Here is a 17,700-nt window from a genome sequence, read left to right as displayed (position 1 = left end):
AACTTCTCTAAAATTGGATAAGAAACAACTATAAAATTAATCTCGCTCAATGTCGCGCTGCAGCATTTTGACTATACTCTTAGCATATAGAGAGCAGAATGTTCCATAAGATATAAGAGGGATTTAAGATGGAATCGCACGGGTTAGAGCAGTCTGGTAGTAATCAGACCGATCAGGCAGATGAAGTTAAGGCAAAAGAGCAAGGGGAGGCAAGTACAGCTTGTCATGCTAGCTTTGCTCATAAAGACCCTACAGATTATTTTACTCAACTGTTGGGTAAAGATTCATACTATCCACTTTCTTTTCAAGAGACGCTAGATAAGAGTGTTAACGCATCTATAGCGCGTTTTACGGGGGGGCTTTCTCCGAGCGGCTTATCCGCGGCTTATACTGACTGGGCGGCTCATCTTGTTACAGCACCGGGCAAGCAGATTCAACTGTTTGAAAAAGCGCTTAAAAAAGCCATACGTCTGGCAAATTATGCAGGTTTTTGTGCGCCGGGCGTTAATCCTGAAGCGGCATCTCCTTGTCCCTGTATCGATCCATTACCTCAAGACAAAAGGTTTAGTGGAGAGGCGTGGCAGAAATGGCCCTACAATCTCTTTTACCAATCTTTTTTGTTAAACCAGCAATGGTGGTACAACGCAACAACGGGTGTACGAGGGGTTACTCCGCAGCATGAAAATGTGGTTGAGTTCGCAACGCGACAAATCTTAGATCTTTTCTCTCCCTCCAACTATCTGTTGACCAATCCTGAATTGCTGGAACAAACACAAAAAGAGGGCGGGCAGAACTTACAGCGGGGAATGCAAAACTTCCTAGATGACCTGCAGCGCATGCTTAATGATCAAAAACCAGCGGGCACAGAAGGGTTTCAAGTCGGCAAAAATCTCGGGATCACGCCGGGCAAGGTGGTTTATCGTAATCGCTTAATAGAATTGATTCAGTATGATGCAGTGACTGAAAAAGTTCATCCTGAGCCTATTTTTATCGTCCCGGCATGGATCATGAAATATTACATTCTTGATCTTTCACCAGGGAATTCCCTCGTTAAGTATCTGACAGAACAGGGCTTCACTGTATTTATGGTGTCTTGGAAAAATCCAAACCATGATGATCGTGATCTCGGTATGGATGATTATCGTACCCTCGGTATTATGAATGCATTAGCGCATATAGATAAGATTACAGGAGGCCAACCTGTTCATGGGGTAGGTTACTGTCTCGGGGGAACATTACTTTCTATTGCCGCTGCAGCGATGGCACGTGATGGTGATGAACGGTTTAAAAGTCTTTCTTTATTTGCTGCCCAAACGGATTTTACCGAAGCGGGTGAATTGATGCTGTTTATCAATGAGAGCCAAGTTACCTTTTTAGAAGATATGATGTGGGAGCAAGGCTACTTAGATACTAAGCAGATGGCTGGAGCTTTCCAACTACTGCGTTCCAACGATCTGATCTGGTCACGTATGGTGCATGATTACCTGATGGGTAAACGGGCTAAGATGAATGACCTAATGGCGTGGAACAGTGATGCTACTCGTATGCCTTACCAGATGCATTCCCAGTATCTTCGTCAACTTTTCTTAAATAATGCACTGGCTGAAGGCCGATATATTGTCGATAGCCGGCCAATTGCAGTCTCTGATATTAGAGTCCCTATTTTTGCAGTCGGCACTGAACGAGATCATGTGGCTCCTTGGCGTTCGGTTTATAAACTTCACCTTCTTGCTGATACCGATGTGACTTTCCTATTGACCAGTGGAGGGCACAATGCCGGTATTGTTTCTGAGCCGGGTCACCCCCGTCGTCGTTATCGCATAGCGACACGTAAACATGCCGATCGTTATCAAGATCCTGATACATGGTTTGCTGAGCATGAAACACAAGATGGATCTTGGTGGCCTGAATTAGCCGATTGGTTGAAGGAACGCTCTGGTGATTTAATTGAGCCCTCCTTTAATATGGAAATAAAGCCGATTTGTGATGCACCGGGTACTTATGTTTTGCAAGATTAAGGGGATGAATCATGCTTAATGATCTGCATACTGCTTCTGAATCCGATCAAGTTAATAGTGGGCTCACATCTAAGGAAGCCGAGCTGCGGTTAACTGAGCAGGGCGCTAACGAAATCATCGAACAGAAAGAGAGCGCGTTACGGAAAATCCTCTCCTATTTCTGGGGGCCTATCCCTTGGATGATTGAAGCGGCGGCTGTACTCTCTGCACTGGCTCAGGACTGGCCTGACTTTTTGATTATTCTAACTATGCTTGCTGTGAACGCTGGGGTCGCCTTTTGGCAGGAACGTAAAGCGGATAATGCAGTTGAACTCTTAAAGAAAAAACTCGCTACTTCAGCGCGGGTACTGCGTGATGGCAGTTGGCATGATCTTCCTGCGCGTGAGCTTGTTCCGGGTGATCTTATCCACCTAAAGCTGGGTGATGTGGTGCCCGCTGATGTTGAGTTGTTGAAAGGCGCAGGCCTTTCCATTGATCAGTCAGCTTTGACGGGTGAATCACTACCCGTCGAAAAAAATGCTAAGGATGTGGCTTATTCTGGTTCCATTGTACGCCTTGGTGAGATGACCGCTGTCGTAACAGCGACAGGAATGCGAACCTATTTTGGTAAAACGGCTGCATTGGTCGAGCAGGCAGGCGCACCGTCACACTTTCAGCAGGCGGTGTTAAAAATTGGTAACGCCTTAATCGTGGCGACGTTAGTGCTGGTGGCCGTGATTCTTACCTACGGTTGGTTCCGGGGTGATCCTCTGCTTGAAACCCTACAATTTTCGCTTATCTTAACGATCGCTGCGATTCCCGTGGCACTGCCCGCTGTGTTGTCGGTTACTTTAGCCGTTGGTGCAATGACATTAAGCCGCTTAGGCTCCATTGTCTCCCATTTAGCTGCGATTGAAGAGTTGGCGGGGATTGATGTGCTCTGCTCAGATAAAACGGGAACTTTGACCCAAAACCGATTGGTGGTGGGAACGCCCGCATTGGTTGAGGCTGAACAGGCCGAGCGGGTGTTATTCGCCGCCGCACTAGCCTGTGAGCCAGAGAGTAATGATCCGATCGATAGCTCTATTCTTAGTGCTCTAGACCATGCCGAAAATTTAGATCAGGCTCGGATTGATCTCTTCACGCCGTTCAATCCCGTGAGCAAAATTGCTGAGGTAGAGGTAACGCTGGAGGGTGAAAAACGTTATATAGCTAAAGGGGCTCCACAATCTATCTTAGCTTGGGCGCAGGCCTCGGCCGAGGCGCAAGCCGCGGTAGAAAAGCAGATTGACACATTTGCAGCGGATGGTTATCGCGCTCTGGCGGTAGCTGAACGTATAGGCGATCAGCCAGCGCAAGTGCTAGGTTTGTTACCCCTTTATGATCCACCCCGTGAGGATAGTGCGACTACAATTTCTGCACTTAGGAGGTTAGGTGTAGCGGTTAAAATGGTCACAGGTGATCATATTGCTATCGCTCGACAGATTGCTGGAAAGTTAGGTATAGGTAGTAATTTCATCACCGCTGACAAGGCATTTTCTAAAGAGCATAAAATGACGGCAAGCGAGATCCTTGAGCGTGATGGTTATGCTCAGGTTTTTCCTGAACATAAATTCGAGATAGTGCAAACCTTACAGTCCAGCGATCACTTAGTGGGCATGACCGGCGACGGTGTAAATGACGCCCCAGCACTACGTCAAGCGGATGTAGGGATTGCGGTCAGCGGTGCAACGGATGCAGCACGGGCCGCAGCTGACTTAGTATTAACTGAGCCGGGTTTAGGCGTGATTCGCAGTGCAGTGGAGGAGGCGAGACGCATTTTTGAGCGCATGACTGCCTACGCTATTTTCCGTATCAGTGAAACGGTTCGCGTTTTACTGTTTATGACGCTCTCCATTCTTGTTTTCGATTTTTATCCAGTGACGGCAGCGATGATTGTATTGCTGGCGCTACTCAATGATTTCCCGATCATGATGATCGCCTATGATAACGCTAAGCCTGCGCCGCATCCTGTGCGCTGGGATATGCATAGAGTTCTGGTTCTTTCGAGTGTTCTCGGTATATTGGGGGTTATCTCTAGTTTTGGTCTGTTCTGGATTGCTGAATCAATTTGGGAGTTACCACGTCCGACCATTCAAACATTGATCTTTCTTAAATTACTGGTTGCAGGGCATCTGACCATTTACTTGACCCGTAATAATGGTCATTTTTGGGATCGTCCATTTCCGAGCCTTAAACTCTTTATCACAACAGAGCTGACTCAAGTGGTTGGAACATTCGCCGCTGTTTACGGATGGTTTGTTGAGCCTATTGGTTGGTCGATGGCGCTAACGGTTTGGGGCTATGCGCTGGCTTGGTTCCTCATTAATAATATGGTTAAACGCTTAGTGCTACGTAATATTATAAATACTAATCAAGCTTAAATTAGGCGATAAATATTTACGTTAAGTCGCGTTACACAGATAAAAACCACCGTAGCGATACGGTGGTTTTTTATGGATTTAGCTAAGGACGTTAATTAGTTGCGGATCAGGTAATCAAACGCGCCGAGAGCTGCGGTTGCACCCGCGCCCATGGAGATAATGATCTGCTTAAACGGCACTGTTGTAACATCGCCTGCAGCAAAAACACCGGGTAAGCTTGTTTGACCGCGGCTATCAATCACGATCTCACCTCGATCACTTAATTCAAGGGTGTTCTTCAAAAAGTCGCTGTTAGGTACTAAACCAATTTGGACGAAGATACCGGCAACATCAACTACATGACTTTGATCTGTTTTACGGTCTTTATAGCTCAGTCCTATTACTTTGTTACCATCACCAAGCACCTCAGTGGTCATCGCATCTTTAATGATAGTAATGTTTGGCAGCGATTGCGCTTTTTGAACTAATACCGCATCGGCACGTAAGGTATCGGCGAACTCCAGAACGGTTACATGCTCAACAATACCAGCAAGATCTATAGCTGCTTCGATGCCGGAGTTACCCCCACCAATCACAGCGACAGGTTTGCCTTTGAAGAGCGGACCATCACAGTGAGGGCAGAAAGCGACCCCTTTAGTTTTGTACTGCTCTTCACCCGGTACATTCATTTCGCGCCAGCGTGCGCCGGTCGCTAAAATGACCGATTTAGCGGTGAGAACAGCACCGTTTTCTAGCGTCACTTGTTTGATCTGTTTGCCATCTTCACCGGCAATATCGAGAACCTCCACCGCCCGTTGGTTGGTCATTACGTCTATATCGTATTCTTTAACGTGCTCTTCTAATCCGGCTACGAGTCGAGGGCCGTCGGTGGCTTTAACCGAAATGAAGTTTTCGATAGCCATGGTATCCATCACCTGACCACCAAAACGGTCAGCAACAATACCGGTGCGAATACCTTTACGCGCAGTATAAATAGCGGCTGATGCCCCCGCAGGGCCACCCCCGACGACTAATACATCAAAAGGTGCTTTGGCGTTTAGTTCTGCGGCTTGTTTTTCCTCAGCACTATCATCAACCTTATTAAGAATTTCTTCTAAGGTCATGCGGCCATTACCGAAAGGTTCGCCGTTTAGTAGAAGAGTCGGTACTGCCATAATGCCTTGTTCTTCCACTTCTTTAGGGAAGACACCGCCATCAATCATGGTGGCGGTGATATTCGGATTGAGAACCGCCATCAGGTTAATCGCCTGAACCACATCTGGACAGTTATGGCAGGATAACGAGATATATACCTCAAACTTTAACGTCTTAGATAGACTTTTCGCCTGTGCCTGTAGTCCAGCCTCTTCCTTACTTGGGTAACCACCCGCTTGTAGTAAAGCTAAGACCAATGAGGTGAACTCATGACCCATAGGTACACCAGCAAAGGTTACGCGTGCTGTTTCATCTTGCGGACCCACCGCCATACGCGGTACACGGCCTGTATCATCGGTTTTAATGGTCAAGGTTATCTTGTCTGAAATCTCAGCAATTTCTCGTGCGAGTGTTTCCAGCTCTTTAGATTTTGGTGTTTCGTTGGTAGACACCGTCAACTCAATCGGATTATCGATCTTCTGAAGGTAGGTGCCCAGTTGTTGTTTCATGTTGCTATCTAACATAAATCACCGTCCGGATTGAATTGAGTTAAAAATATGTGAGTGTGGAGTTCCCACCATCAACAGGCTTGTTCACGTCGATGGTGGGTGTCTCTCTTTGGTTATGGCAGGCCTTAGGTAAAGGCGCCCATTACCGGTGTCGGATTAGATTTTGCCGACTAGATCAAGAGAAGGAGCCAATGTTGCTTCACCTTCTTTCCATTTAGCTGGGCATACTTCACCAGGGTGAGCTGCAACATACTGAGCCGCTTTAATTTTGCGCATCAGATCATCTGCATCACGACCAATACCTTCCGCAGTAATCTCCATCGCCTGAATTACACCTTCTGGATCGATCAAGAAAGTTGCACGATCTGCAAGACCTTGGCCTTCACGCAGTACACCGAAGTTGCTAGTAATCGTGGCTGTTTGATCGCCTACCATGTAGTAGTTGATAGTGCCGATAGCATCAGACGTGTCGTGCCATGCTTTGTGGCAGAAGTGTGTATCAGTAGAGACAGAAAACACTTCAACACCCATTTTCTGAAGCTCTTCATATTTGCTAGCAAGATCTTCTAGCTCAGTTGGACATACAAATGTGAAGTCCGCTGGGTAGAAAAAGAAAACAGCCCATTTACCAATAACATCCGCTTCAGTGATCTCGACGAATTCACCTTGTTTAAAGGCAGTTGCTGAGAAAGGCTTGATAGTTGTATTAATCATTGTGGTAACTCCAGTCGTTAAATATGTGGGCAAGCTATCTGCTTGGGAACGAGATCTATGATGCATGACTGGATAGAATAGATTAAATTGATTGTTTTTAATGGTGTGATAGCAATAACCTATCAATTGATTTAAAGGCGTAATTAGGTGAAGTGTTAATACTTATAGGCAACGCGCGAATGTGTAGAAAGGTTTGGCAGGAAGGTAGAAAGAACTAGATCTATCGTCAATCAGTAACTGATTGATACATAAGATCTAATCCTTTCTTTTTATTTCTAAGCTTACAGCCCTAATTTCTCGGCTACGTAATCAGCATCTTTATCGCCCCGGCCTGATAGGTTGACTAAAATTGTTTGACCCTTTGAAAGGGTCGGTGCTTTACGCATGGCCCAAGCGACGGCATGGGAGCTTTCGAGAGCGGGGATAATGCCTTCTACACGAGAGAGTTCCATAAAGGCATCTAAGCATTCTTGGTCCGAAGCGGTTTCATACTGTACGCGGCCTAAGTCTTTTAAGTAGCTGTGCTGTGGGCCTACGCCAGGATAGTCGAGTCCAGATGCGATGGAATGGACTGGCATAGGTTCGCCATCTTCGGTTTCTAGTACGTAGCATTTCATGCCGTGTAGGGTGCTAGGTTTACCGAGTGTAAGTGTGGCTGAGTGTTCTTGGGTATCAAGCCCTTTACCGGCAGGCTCGATCCCCACAAGATTGACGCTTTCATCGTTAAGAAAGGCGCTAAACATACCGATGGCATTAGAGCCACCACCGACACAGGCGGTGACATAGTCCGGTAGGTGATTGGTTTTTGCTTGGAACTGTTCGCGGGCTTCTGTACCAATAATACTCTGAAAATCTCTGACCATTTTAGGGAAAGGATGAGGGCCAACCACTGAGCCTATGGCATAGATGAAGTTCACTGGGTCTTTTAGATACTCATCAAATGCACTGTCGACGGCATCTTTAAGGGTGGCGGTGCCACGGGTAACGGGGATTAATGTACAGCCTAAAATCTTCATTTTGGTGACGTTAGGGTGTTCTTTTTCGATATCCACTTGACCCATATGTATTTCACAGGGAATACCGACAAGGGCACAGGCGGTTGCGAGTGCGACGCCATGCTGTCCTGCGCCGGTTTCAGCGATTACTTTGGTTTTACCCATAAACTTTGCAAGTAGGGCTTCACCAAGGCAGTGATTGATCTTATGGGCGCCAGTATGATTTAGGTCTTCACGTTTTAAATAGATTTGTGCGCCACCTAGCTTTTCGCTTAAGCGTTTTGCATGGTAGATAGGGCTTGGACGACCTACATAGTCAGCGAATAGCAGATCAAGTTCTGCTTGAAATTCAGGCATCTGCCGAATCTCTTCATAAGCATCGTTAATCTCATCCATAATCTGCTTAAGTTCAGGTGGTATCTCTTGGCCACCAAACTCACCAAAAAAGCCTTCTTTATTGGGCATCTCTGCGTAGGTAAATTTACTCATCTTCCATCCTGTTCCGCTGCGTAGCGTATTTTTTATTAGTGTTTAATATATTAACTTTATTATAAGGAGCTGAATGCTCAATTAAACCACTAGAGAATTTAAAAAACCGCTGTGACCTAAGGCCAACAGCGGTTTCGTTGATCTATGCCTTGATTTAATGTTGATCCGGTTTATAGCCTATACGTACTCCGCCCCAATGCTTGCCGTTAACAAAGATTGGCACGGATAGATCATGCATAATTTCACCAGTGTCGCGTTTGTAAGTTTGTAGCAGCATCGTATCGGTATGGGCCCCACAGCGGGCGCCGGTTCTATCATTAAAGATGCGTTTGCTACGGCTTTTTACCAGATCGGTTTCATAATCGCCCGATAAAGGGTGAGCAAACTGATTATTATGGGTGGGAATGTAGCCATTAATATCCGTAGCAATTGCGTAGATCAGTTTCTCATGGCTGTTCAGCGCAGGCTCTTGGATGTTAGGTAGGATCTTGTCGGTTAATTGATCAAATGGAGTAGTGTGTTTTTGAGGGTTTGAACCTTCCACAGGGGTGTAGGTGTGATCAAATAGTGCTGACTCAGATATTTGGCCTTGAGATATAGCTTGCTCAAAGGCCGCTGAAACTCGGTTTGCAGTGTCTCGTGCAATATGGAAAAAGGGTTGGTGATAATTTTGTTCTGAGGCGGTGGCTAAAATGGAATTAGATTTTTCAGCCGCTTCCATTAAAGAGGCTGCCTGTGTTGCTAGTTGAGAGACTTCAGTATCGCTTCCTTCTAACTCATGGCGAACATTTTGCAGTGAGTTAAAGATGACCTCAAGATTCTGCCGGTTGTTTCTTGCGCCTTCGGCGATGGTGGAAATTTGCTGCTCAACATTTGATGATTGTTCTGAAATTCCGCCTAACTGATCGCTAATTTTTTCCATGGCGATGGTGCCGCTTTCGACATTACTCGAAAGGGTTTGAATACGATTAACCACCTGCTGGGTTTCTGAACGTATTTCATCAACGATCAGTTCTACCTCGCCGGTTGCACTGCCTGTACGTGAGGCTAACTGCCTTACTTCATCAGCGACTACGGCAAAGCCGCGGCCATGATCACCTGCTCGAGCGGCTTCAATTGCTGCGTTAAGGGCAAGCAGGTTGGTTTGTTCGGCAATCTCTTCGATCACTCGGGTCACATCTTGTATTTTTTGTGATTTTTCGTTGAGTTGCTCAATTAATATTAAGGTTTCTGTGGCTTGGGCGTTTAATTCTCGAATATCTACCATCGCTGCGGTTAATGCTTGTTGTCCTTCTGCTCCTGTCTCTTTCGCTTGGATAGCCATCTGAGCTGCCAGTTCAGCTTGTTGTTCCGATTGCTGTACAGTCACTGTCATCTCTTCAGCGTTACTGGCTATTTGTGCTACCTCTTGCACTTGGTTGTCGAGCTGAGCTTTAAGAGTATCCGCCGAGAAGGATACCTCCGCGGCCGAAATTGCATTAGCATTTGCGCTGTTGGATAGTTTACCGCTGATATTTTCGGTATTTGCTAGCTTTGTAAAAAAGTCACCAAAAAAATAAGGTAGAAGTTTTAATTGATCAAATTTAGCCTCTTTTGCGTGCGTTATTTCATTTGCCATAGGCCCTAATAAAGTTTTGTGTATAACCAATATGGACGTTAGGGAGGCTAAAAGCGCGCTACAAGTTAAAGCTATTAACGATCGGTTATCCGCTCCTGTGGCAAAAGCAGCACCAGCAGCTAATCCAGTAATAACTAGAGCGGATAAAAAACTTTTAGTGTAAAAACCAAACAAGGAACCGTTCATGTACTTTCCTTAGTAGCTTAGTGGATAGATATTATTTATTGCTAATAAAACAATGACGTATATGGAATATAGCATTAGGCATTATCTGTAAATGCTCTACTTTGGTATTGGCTGTTTGGATCAGGAGTATTAGATAGAGGAAATGTCAGGCGCTTGTTTTAGATCGACTTTTTTAGAGATACTCGCTTAGTGATCGAATTCAAACCCTAATTGGGTTTCTTGACGAGCAACATGGCGAAATCCTTGGCTCTTGAGTTGTTTGCGAATTTCCCTGACGATCAGTCGTGCATCTTGATATGATGTACTAACTGTCTGGTTGCAGGCACTTGTATTCTCGGCGTTGTTGCCCCAGCTTTGGCTGACAACCCAATCGCCGATCAGGTCTTGGTACATTCTTACAATGTAATATTCCTGATGTTTTTTCCAACGAATGATCAAGTGCGTGAGATCCAATCAATATAAGTGGCTTGAGCCACTATTTTTGTTCATGTATGTAATTTAAAACCGCGAATTGAGCCTGAACTGAGCCTGTTTGTAAAGTCTGGAGATTGATAAATTGCGTAACAGAAAACTAAATATTTTAGCGGATGAAAATATGCCTCAAGCTGAGGCCATTTTTTCTCGTTTTGGTAAGGTTATTCTGAAGCCCGGCCGAGATTTATCGCCTAAAGATTTACATGATATTGATGTACTGCTTGTCCGTTCAATTACACAAGTTAACGAAGCGCTTTTAGCCTCAAGTCCGGTTAAGTTTGTCGGCACGGCAACTATAGGTACTGATCATATTGATCAGCAGTATCTGGAGAGTAAAGGTATAGCTTTTAGTAATGCGCCGGGCTGTAATGCTGATGCCGTCGTGGAATATGTGCTGAGTTGTTTGTTTCTTACTGCTGAATGGCAAGGCTTTGATCCTAAAGACAGAACTTATGGCATTGTTGGCGTAGGAAATGTCGGAGGACGTTTACAGCGACGTTTACAAGCACTGGGTTATAAAGTGCTTGTTAATGATCCTCCTAGAGCGAGTTCAGAAGAGGGCTTTATTCCTCTGCATAGTTTGTTAAAACAAGCGGATGTTATCTGTTTGCATACGCCGCTTACGCAAGAGGGCGAGCACCCAACAGAGCATTTGATTTCTGATCTTGAGCTAGGGATGATTCAAGATCATGCTATCGTTTTGAATGCAGGGCGTGGCCCCGTAATTGATAATCGAGCCTTGCTAGATATAGGGAAAAAGCGCCCAGGACTCACATTTATCCTTGATGTATGGGAACATGAGCCGGCAGTTAATGCCGCGTTAGCTGAGCGTTGCGCTATTGTGTCACCACATATTGCCGGTTATAGCTTTGATGGTAAAATTCGTGGCACATTTATGCTTTATCAAGCCTTGTGTGAGTATTTGGATCAGCCTTGCGAAGAATCACTCGAAGCGTTTTTACCTCAGTCTGAGTTAGCCTGTGTCGAGCAGGGGGATCTGAGCATATTGGAGTTGATGGAAAAAGTGTATGACCCGCGCATTGATGATTATATGCTGCGACATACTCTGACGTTACCCGAAGCGGAGCAAAAACAGGCCTTTGATCAATTGCGAAAACAGTACCGTGCAAGACGAGAGTTTTCTGCGCTTAATGTTGCGGGTGCAAAGGACCCAGATCAAATTGAGGCTATAGGTTTCAAGTTAGCCGCTAAAGGTTAACTCACTTAAGTTATTTACTTAACGTCCTCGTCATCTATTAGAGAGACTAAGAAACACTTTAATGACAAAAGCATTAGAATCACTTGATACATCGCGCTCGCTAGCTGAACTTAATCCACGTATAGGTGAGAAAGTTCAGATTGAAACCCGTGCGCCGCGTGCCCGCTATTCTGTTCAGTTATTAGGCTACCGTGAAAACGGTAGTTTAATGGTCTCAGCGCCGAAAAGCTCAGTCGTTAATGCCGGGGCACAAGTGACCGTTCGCTTGATGACCGGCAATTTTATCTGTGCATTTAGCGCTAGGATCCTGAAAATTCAAACCTCGCCTTTTGCTTATTGGCATTTAGAATATCCAAAAACGACGGAAGTTAGGCGTATCCGGAGTCACACACGGGTTCCCGTTAATTTGTTGGTTTCAATTGATGAATTTGAGCAAGGTAAAGGGCTAAGGCATGACTGGCCTATTAATGCTTATTGCACTGATATTAGCTTGAGTGGTGCTTGTGTTGATGCACCTGTAGCTTTAGGTAAGCAGGGCGATAAGCTGTTTATGACAACCCGTTTTTCTGTGGCGGGTGTAGATCAGGTTATTTTAACAACGGCGCTCATACGTAGTGTGCAACCCCAAGAGGGAAGTGTCAGTACAGTAGTAAGTCATGGACTAGAGTTTTTAGATTTGGATGATGATACCCATCTAATTTTAGCGGGTTTTGTGTACCAACAGTTTTTAATTGAAACGGGTAATTTGGAGATCTTAAGTGTTTAAGCTTGGCCTGATCATTAACCCTTTGGCCGGTGTCGGCGGTAGTGTCGCGTTAAAAGGTAGTGACGGTGAAGAAACCGCGCGTGAAGCCTTAGCTTTAGGTGCGGAACCTAAAGCGGGTTTAAGAACACTGCAAGCCCTTGAGGTACTCAAAGGTTTAGATATAGAGCTAGTGACCTATCCCGCTGAAATGGGCGAAACCGTTGCCCGTCAGGCGGGCTTCATTCCTCAAGTTATCGGTGAGATTCAATCGGGTAATACGTCTGCAGAGGACACTATCCAGGCCGCACAAGATCTTGTTAATCAGGGTGTGGATATTGTTCTATTTGCCGGTGGAGATGGCACCGCACGTAATATTTGTGCAGCGATTGCAGAGGACGTGCCTGTGTTAGGTATTCCCGCTGGCGTTAAGATCCATTCAGGGGTTTATGCGGTAACGCCGAAAGCAGCGGGCGAAATTATTGCCATGTTAGTTAAAGGTGAGTTAGTCACATTAGGTGACCAAGAGGTGCGCGATATAGATGAAGTGGCGTTCCGTGAAGGGCGTGTTCGCGCCAAATATTATGGTGATCTGTTGGTCCCTCAAGAGCATCGTTATCTGCAACAGGTCAAAAATGGCGGTAAGGAATCTGAAGAGTTAGTCCTTGATGATATAGCCGCTGATATTATTGAACGAATGGAGCCGGATACCTTTTATGTGATGGGGTCTGGTTCTACTGTTGCTGGGGTTATGGAGCAGTTAGGGTTGCCTAATACGCTTTTAGGTGTAGATCTTATTAAAGATAATCAACTTATAGCTGCTGACTGTACTGCAAATCAGTTATTAGAATTGACTCAAGGTCATCCCTGTCAGTTAGTGATTACGTTAATTGGTGGCCAAGGACATATTATTGGCCGCGGCAATCAACAATTAAGTCCTGCGCTGTTAAAGCGTTTAGGCAAACAAAATATCAATGTAATTGCGACTAAAACAAAACTTAAAGCCTTAGAGGGGCGTCCATTAATTGTGGATAGTGGTGATCCTGAGGTTAATAAATTACTGGCAGGTGTTATTCCGGTGAATACAGGTTATCACGACTCAGTTCTGTATAGAGTTGCTGATTATTAGTGAGCGGTTTACCTCCTCTGCTTGGCGGCTCAATGTTATTAGTTCGATTCCTTTTATTTAGTTTTTTAGCTGAATAAAAATGACATTATTTTGTAATATTTCCTAAGTAAAGTGCCTCTTAATTTTTATTGATCAATTAATGAGGCTCTCCATGAAAAAACTGATTGCTAGCGCAGTGTTTGCAACTGCAATGTTCTCCCTAACTGGTTGTCATACGCACCAAGTTCAACAGGAAGAAACTCAGTCTGCCGCGGCTACTCAGCTAAATAATGATGACTTGTATGAAGTAATGCATGAAGGTCGTTATTATGTTTTTGATGATTTCAAAACGTATCAACAGTTTTTGACTGTAGGTGAGACCTCTTTCCGTAAGGTTTTCATTGGTGGTGGGCCTAAAGGCGCAACCCTTGTTTATGGTTTAACCAGTGAAGACAAGAAAAAGTCATCAGGCATTGCTAGCATCGATATGTTTAATGGCAAGCTTGAAGCCGCAGATGATTTCTATGGCGAAATGCGCGGTGAAGATGGTCGTTTGTATGTGTTTAGCACATTACAAGATATGGAAGATGTTCGTCTTGTCGGCGAAGCGCCATACCGCTTTACACAAATCGCTGCTGGCCCACAAGGTCAAACTGTCGTTTATGTTTTAAATAAAAGCAATAAGAGTGAACAGCCTGTTGAATTGATGGCTAAGTTCAAAGCAATGAACGGCATGATGTAAATAGAAAAATCACTCTCTTTCAGGGAACTAATATTCAGAGTGGCAGTCTATTGTTCCTCCTGAAAGACGGTAGACCTTACAATTAAGTTAGTGGAAATTGGGTTCTGTTGGTTGAAAGGTCTGTTTGAGCACTACTCTCTAATTAGAAAGTGGTGCTTTTTTTTGCCTGTCATAAATCAAATCCTTTGATATGACGTAATATGATGGGGCAGAGCTGGTTTAGTTGTTTATTTATTGAAAAGTATTGGTTTATAAAAAGCCCGCAGATCAACTATCAGTGATGTGCGGGCGTTTTTTTAGGTCCGAATAATGGGCCCTAGATAGACGAGATTAGGGCTATCCGTAGATCTCTACTTAAACTTCTGCGTTATGGTAGATGTTCTGTACATCATCCAGATCTTCTAGCATATCAATGAACTTTTCGAACATTGGCATATCATCTTCAGAAACGGGTGACATATTTTGTGGCACAAACTGAATCTCATCGACTTCTAGATCAAGTCCTTCGATATTATCTTGTAGCGCTTTTTTTGCCTTGAAGTAGTCAGTATGTGGTGCAAAGACAGTAATTTTTCCCTCTTCGCATTCAATGTCAGTTACATCAACATCTTCCATCATCAGTGCTTCAAGTACTGCATCTTCGTCATCACCGGCAAACACAAAAATAGCACTGTGATCGAACATGTGGCTAACGCTGCCTTGGCTACCAATTTTACATTTGGTTTTGTTAAAGCAGTTACGTACATCGCCAAAAGTACGGTTAGGATTATCCGTTAAGCATTCTACGATTACCATGCAGCCACCCGGGCCAAATCCTTCGTAGCGCGCAGGGGAGAAATCTTCACCACCGCCGCCTTTTGCTTTATCAAGTGCTTTATCAATTACATGAGCGGGTACTTGAGCTTTTTTGGCTCGTTCAATTAGACCCAATAACGCTAAGTTACCTTCTAACTCGACACCGCCAGATTTAGCACATACATAAATCTCACGGCTGAATTTACTGTAAACCTTAGCCTTGGCATCCGATGTTTTCGCCATTGACTCTTTACGGTTTTGATAAGCACGACCCATTGCGATATTCCATACACTGATAAAAAGAACAAAATTTTACAGATAAGCGCCGCGTTATTAAACCACCAATTAAGATTTGATGGAGGTGATTGCCTAAATGGCGGAATGAATTGTACGAATTTTGTTCTGTTTGGGGTGGTTGTTACCTTATCTAGACTCTTTCTAAGGGAGCTTTCTCTTTTCGAGGATCTATTGTAAAGGGCTCTAGTGAAAGGATTATCTGTTATATTTCTGTTCAGATTATTTCACCTCATACCAACCGTTAAACGGATTTAACGTAAAGGACGACTGATATGGATTTACAACCAGCTTTACAGCAATATTTTGCCTTTGATTCTTTTCGAGAGGGACAAGAGCAAACGATTAAGCAGCTTCTCTCAGGTCATTCTACGCTCTCTATTTTTCCGACTGGGGCAGGGAAATCCCTGTGCTACCAGTTTAGTGCGGTCCATCTTCCCCATCTGACACTGGTGGTCTCACCCCTACTTGCTTTAATGAAAGACCAATTGGCATTTCTTAAATCGAAAGGAATTGCTGCTGCGAGTATTGATTCCACCTTAACACCGCAAGAAAACCAAACGGTTATGCGCGATATTCGTCAAGGTAAGATTAAAATTTTGATGGTATCTGTTGAGCGTTTTAAAAATGAGCGTTTTCGCGAGTTTATCGCTTCTATCGACATCTCAATGCTGGTGGTTGATGAGGCGCACTGTATCTCTGAATGGGGTCATAACTTTCGCCCCGACTATTTGAAGCTTCCACAATATCGACAGGAGCTAAATATCCCCTTAGTACTTTTGCTGACAGCAACGGCAACGAGAAAAGTCAAAAAAGATATGGCGCAACGTTTTGCTATTGCACCTGAGCATATAGTCCAAACTGGTTTTTATCGGAATAATCTTGATTTAACGGTGTTGCCGGTGGCAAGCCAAGATAAAGATAAGCAATTGGTTGATCTAATTAAGCAGCAGAAAGGCCCCGGCATTGTGTATGTTACTTTGCAGCAGAGTGCTGAGCAGGTTGCTAAGTATTTAGCGACCCAACAGATCTCGGCTACAGCCTATCATGCGGGTTTAGATAACGATCTTCGGCATCAGATTCAATCTGACTTTATGGCGGGTCAATGCCAAGTTGTAGTTGCAACGATCGCTTTTGGTATGGGTATAGACAAAGCGGATGTACGTTTTGTTATCCATTATGATCTACCTAAGTCCATTGAAAACTACAGTCAAGAGATCGGTCGAGCCGGGCGTGATGGGCTCGCGTCGAACTGCATTACCTTAGCGAATTTGGATGGGATCAATACTGTAGAAAACTTTGTATATGGTGATACCCCAGAACCTGAAGGGATTGCGGTAGTGGTGGATAATATCCGTAAAGAGGTCTCAAACGGGCAGTGGGAACTGCAAATTCTAAGTTTATCTAATGATGCCAATATTAGACAGCTTCCCTTAAAAACCTTACTCGTTCAGTTAGAGCTCAATAAAGTTATTAAGCCGCTGTATGCTTATTTTGCTGAATATCGTTATAAATTTATGACCGACCAAAGGGAGCTGTTAAAACAATTTAATGGTGAAAGGTTGGAGTTTTTAAAGGCTATTTTTGATCATACTCAGTTTAAAAAAATCTGGGGTAGCTTAGATATAGAGAGTCTCTATCAACATTATGGTTGTGAGCGCAGCCGTGTTGTCGCAGCGTTGGATTATCTACAAGAGCAGGGACATATTGTACTGGAGAGCAAAAAGATCACTGAAGTGTTCTCTGTTGATGAAGAGGCCCTGTCTCAACCGGAACTTGTGCACGTTTTAAGTGATTACTTTTTAGATAAAGAGCAAAAAGAGATACAGCGGATTGCTGCTTTAGTCAGGTTTTTTGAATTAGATCGATGCCTTACCGCTAATTTAGCTCGATATTTTGATGATCAGAACGCACCTGAACAGTGTGGTCACTGCTCAGTTTGTCGAGGCCAAGTTGCAAAATTAGCCTATTCACATCAGCCTCAACTGCCAGAAGATCGACGTTTGCAAAGCGTCTTGAATGGATTTAAACAACATATTGAAACAAAGACGAAACGATCACCGAGTGTTGGAACGTACTGCCGTTTTCTGGCCGGGATCAGTATTCCGCTATTTAGTCGTAATAAAGTTAGGCAGTTGGATGGATTTGGTTGCTGTGAACAGGTTCGCTTTCAAAGCATCAAAGATAAAGTGGTAGAGCTTATTTGAAATAGAGTGGATTTAACGGCAGAGCCCCACCCATGAGGATGAAGCTCTGTCGTT

General features: G+C 44.4%; 13 protein-coding genes. 7 read left to right on the top strand and 6 right to left on the bottom strand.

The window, feature by feature from the left end:
• Nucleotides 1-128: 128 nt before the first annotated feature.
• Together Q4492_RS07920 and Q4492_RS07915 are read left to right on the top strand one after the other, a co-directional pair.
• Entirely contained in the window at nt 129-2,018 is a 1,890-nt protein-coding gene (locus tag Q4492_RS07920; protein WP_303416734.1) for an alpha/beta hydrolase, read from the top strand.
• 11 nt (nt 2,019-2,029) lie between these two features.
• The gene (locus Q4492_RS07915; protein ID WP_303416732.1) at nt 2,030-4,420 is read left to right on the top strand and encodes a plasma-membrane proton-efflux P-type ATPase; all 2,391 of its coding nucleotides are present in this window, start codon (nt 2,030-2,032) and stop codon (nt 4,418-4,420) included.
• Nucleotides 4,421-4,515: 95 nt separating this feature from the next.
• On the opposite strand, the gene ahpF is transcribed toward Q4492_RS07915, so the two are convergent.
• From ahpF to Q4492_RS07890, 5 genes are all read right to left on the bottom strand, one after another.
• A complete protein-coding gene (gene ahpF / locus Q4492_RS07910; protein ID WP_303416730.1) occupies nt 4,516-6,078 on the bottom strand; it encodes an alkyl hydroperoxide reductase subunit F in 1,563 nt (520 codons plus the stop codon).
• A gap of 141 nt (nt 6,079-6,219) precedes the next feature.
• Nucleotides 6,220-6,777 (bottom strand): alkyl hydroperoxide reductase subunit C, encoded by a 558-nt coding sequence (gene ahpC / locus Q4492_RS07905; protein WP_067864428.1) that lies wholly within the window; start codon nt 6,775-6,777, stop codon nt 6,220-6,222.
• A 281-nt stretch (nt 6,778-7,058) separates the two neighbouring features.
• Entirely contained in the window at nt 7,059-8,261 is a 1,203-nt protein-coding gene (gene trpB, locus Q4492_RS07900) for a tryptophan synthase subunit beta (protein WP_303416719.1), read from the bottom strand.
• Between the two features lie 154 nt (nt 8,262-8,415).
• On the bottom strand, nt 8,416-10,065 hold the full coding sequence (locus Q4492_RS07895; RefSeq protein ID WP_303416718.1) for a methyl-accepting chemotaxis protein: 1,650 nt from the start codon (nt 10,063-10,065) through the stop codon (nt 8,416-8,418).
• Nucleotides 10,066-10,251: 186 nt separating this feature from the next.
• Nucleotides 10,252-10,503, bottom strand: a complete 252-nt coding sequence (locus tag Q4492_RS07890; protein ID WP_231867945.1) for a hypothetical protein — start codon at nt 10,501-10,503, stop codon at nt 10,252-10,254.
• 118 nt (nt 10,504-10,621) lie between these two features.
• On the opposite strand from Q4492_RS07890, the gene pdxB reads away from it, so the two are divergent.
• The 4 genes from pdxB (at nt 10,622) to Q4492_RS07870 (ending at nt 14,350) form a co-directional block, all read left to right on the top strand.
• A complete protein-coding gene (gene pdxB / locus Q4492_RS07885; protein ID WP_303416696.1) occupies nt 10,622-11,758 on the top strand; it encodes a 4-phosphoerythronate dehydrogenase PdxB in 1,137 nt (378 codons plus the stop codon).
• A gap of 61 nt (nt 11,759-11,819) precedes the next feature.
• Nucleotides 11,820-12,524, top strand: coding sequence for a flagellar brake protein (locus Q4492_RS07880; RefSeq protein WP_303416695.1), 705 nt, complete (start codon nt 11,820-11,822; stop codon nt 12,522-12,524).
• Entirely contained in the window at nt 12,517-13,629 is a 1,113-nt protein-coding gene (locus Q4492_RS07875; RefSeq protein WP_303416694.1) for an ATP-NAD kinase family protein, read from the top strand. The genes Q4492_RS07880 and Q4492_RS07875 overlap by 8 nt, the downstream gene beginning before the upstream one ends.
• A gap of 151 nt (nt 13,630-13,780) precedes the next feature.
• Nucleotides 13,781-14,350: a hypothetical protein gene (locus tag Q4492_RS07870; protein ID WP_303416693.1), complete on the top strand. Its 570-nt coding sequence runs from the start codon at nt 13,781-13,783 to the stop codon at nt 14,348-14,350.
• A gap of 354 nt (nt 14,351-14,704) precedes the next feature.
• On the opposite strand, the gene Q4492_RS07865 is transcribed toward Q4492_RS07870, so the two are convergent.
• Nucleotides 14,705-15,421, bottom strand: coding sequence for a YebC/PmpR family DNA-binding transcriptional regulator (locus Q4492_RS07865; protein WP_303416692.1), 717 nt, complete (start codon nt 15,419-15,421; stop codon nt 14,705-14,707).
• 293 nt (nt 15,422-15,714) lie between these two features.
• Here Q4492_RS07865 and Q4492_RS07860 point away from each other — a divergent pair, with 293 nt between their 5' ends.
• Nucleotides 15,715-17,646 (top strand): ATP-dependent DNA helicase RecQ, encoded by a 1,932-nt coding sequence (locus Q4492_RS07860; RefSeq protein WP_303416691.1) that lies wholly within the window; start codon nt 15,715-15,717, stop codon nt 17,644-17,646.
• Nucleotides 17,647-17,700 lie beyond the last annotated feature (54 nt).

It is taken from the genome of Neptuniibacter sp. 1_MG-2023, assembly GCF_030547185.1.
Taxonomy (GTDB): Bacteria; Pseudomonadota; Gammaproteobacteria; order Pseudomonadales; family Balneatricaceae; genus Neptuniibacter.
The sequence above is the reverse complement of the archived record's forward strand: the minus strand, read 5'-3'. Positions and strand labels throughout refer to the sequence as shown.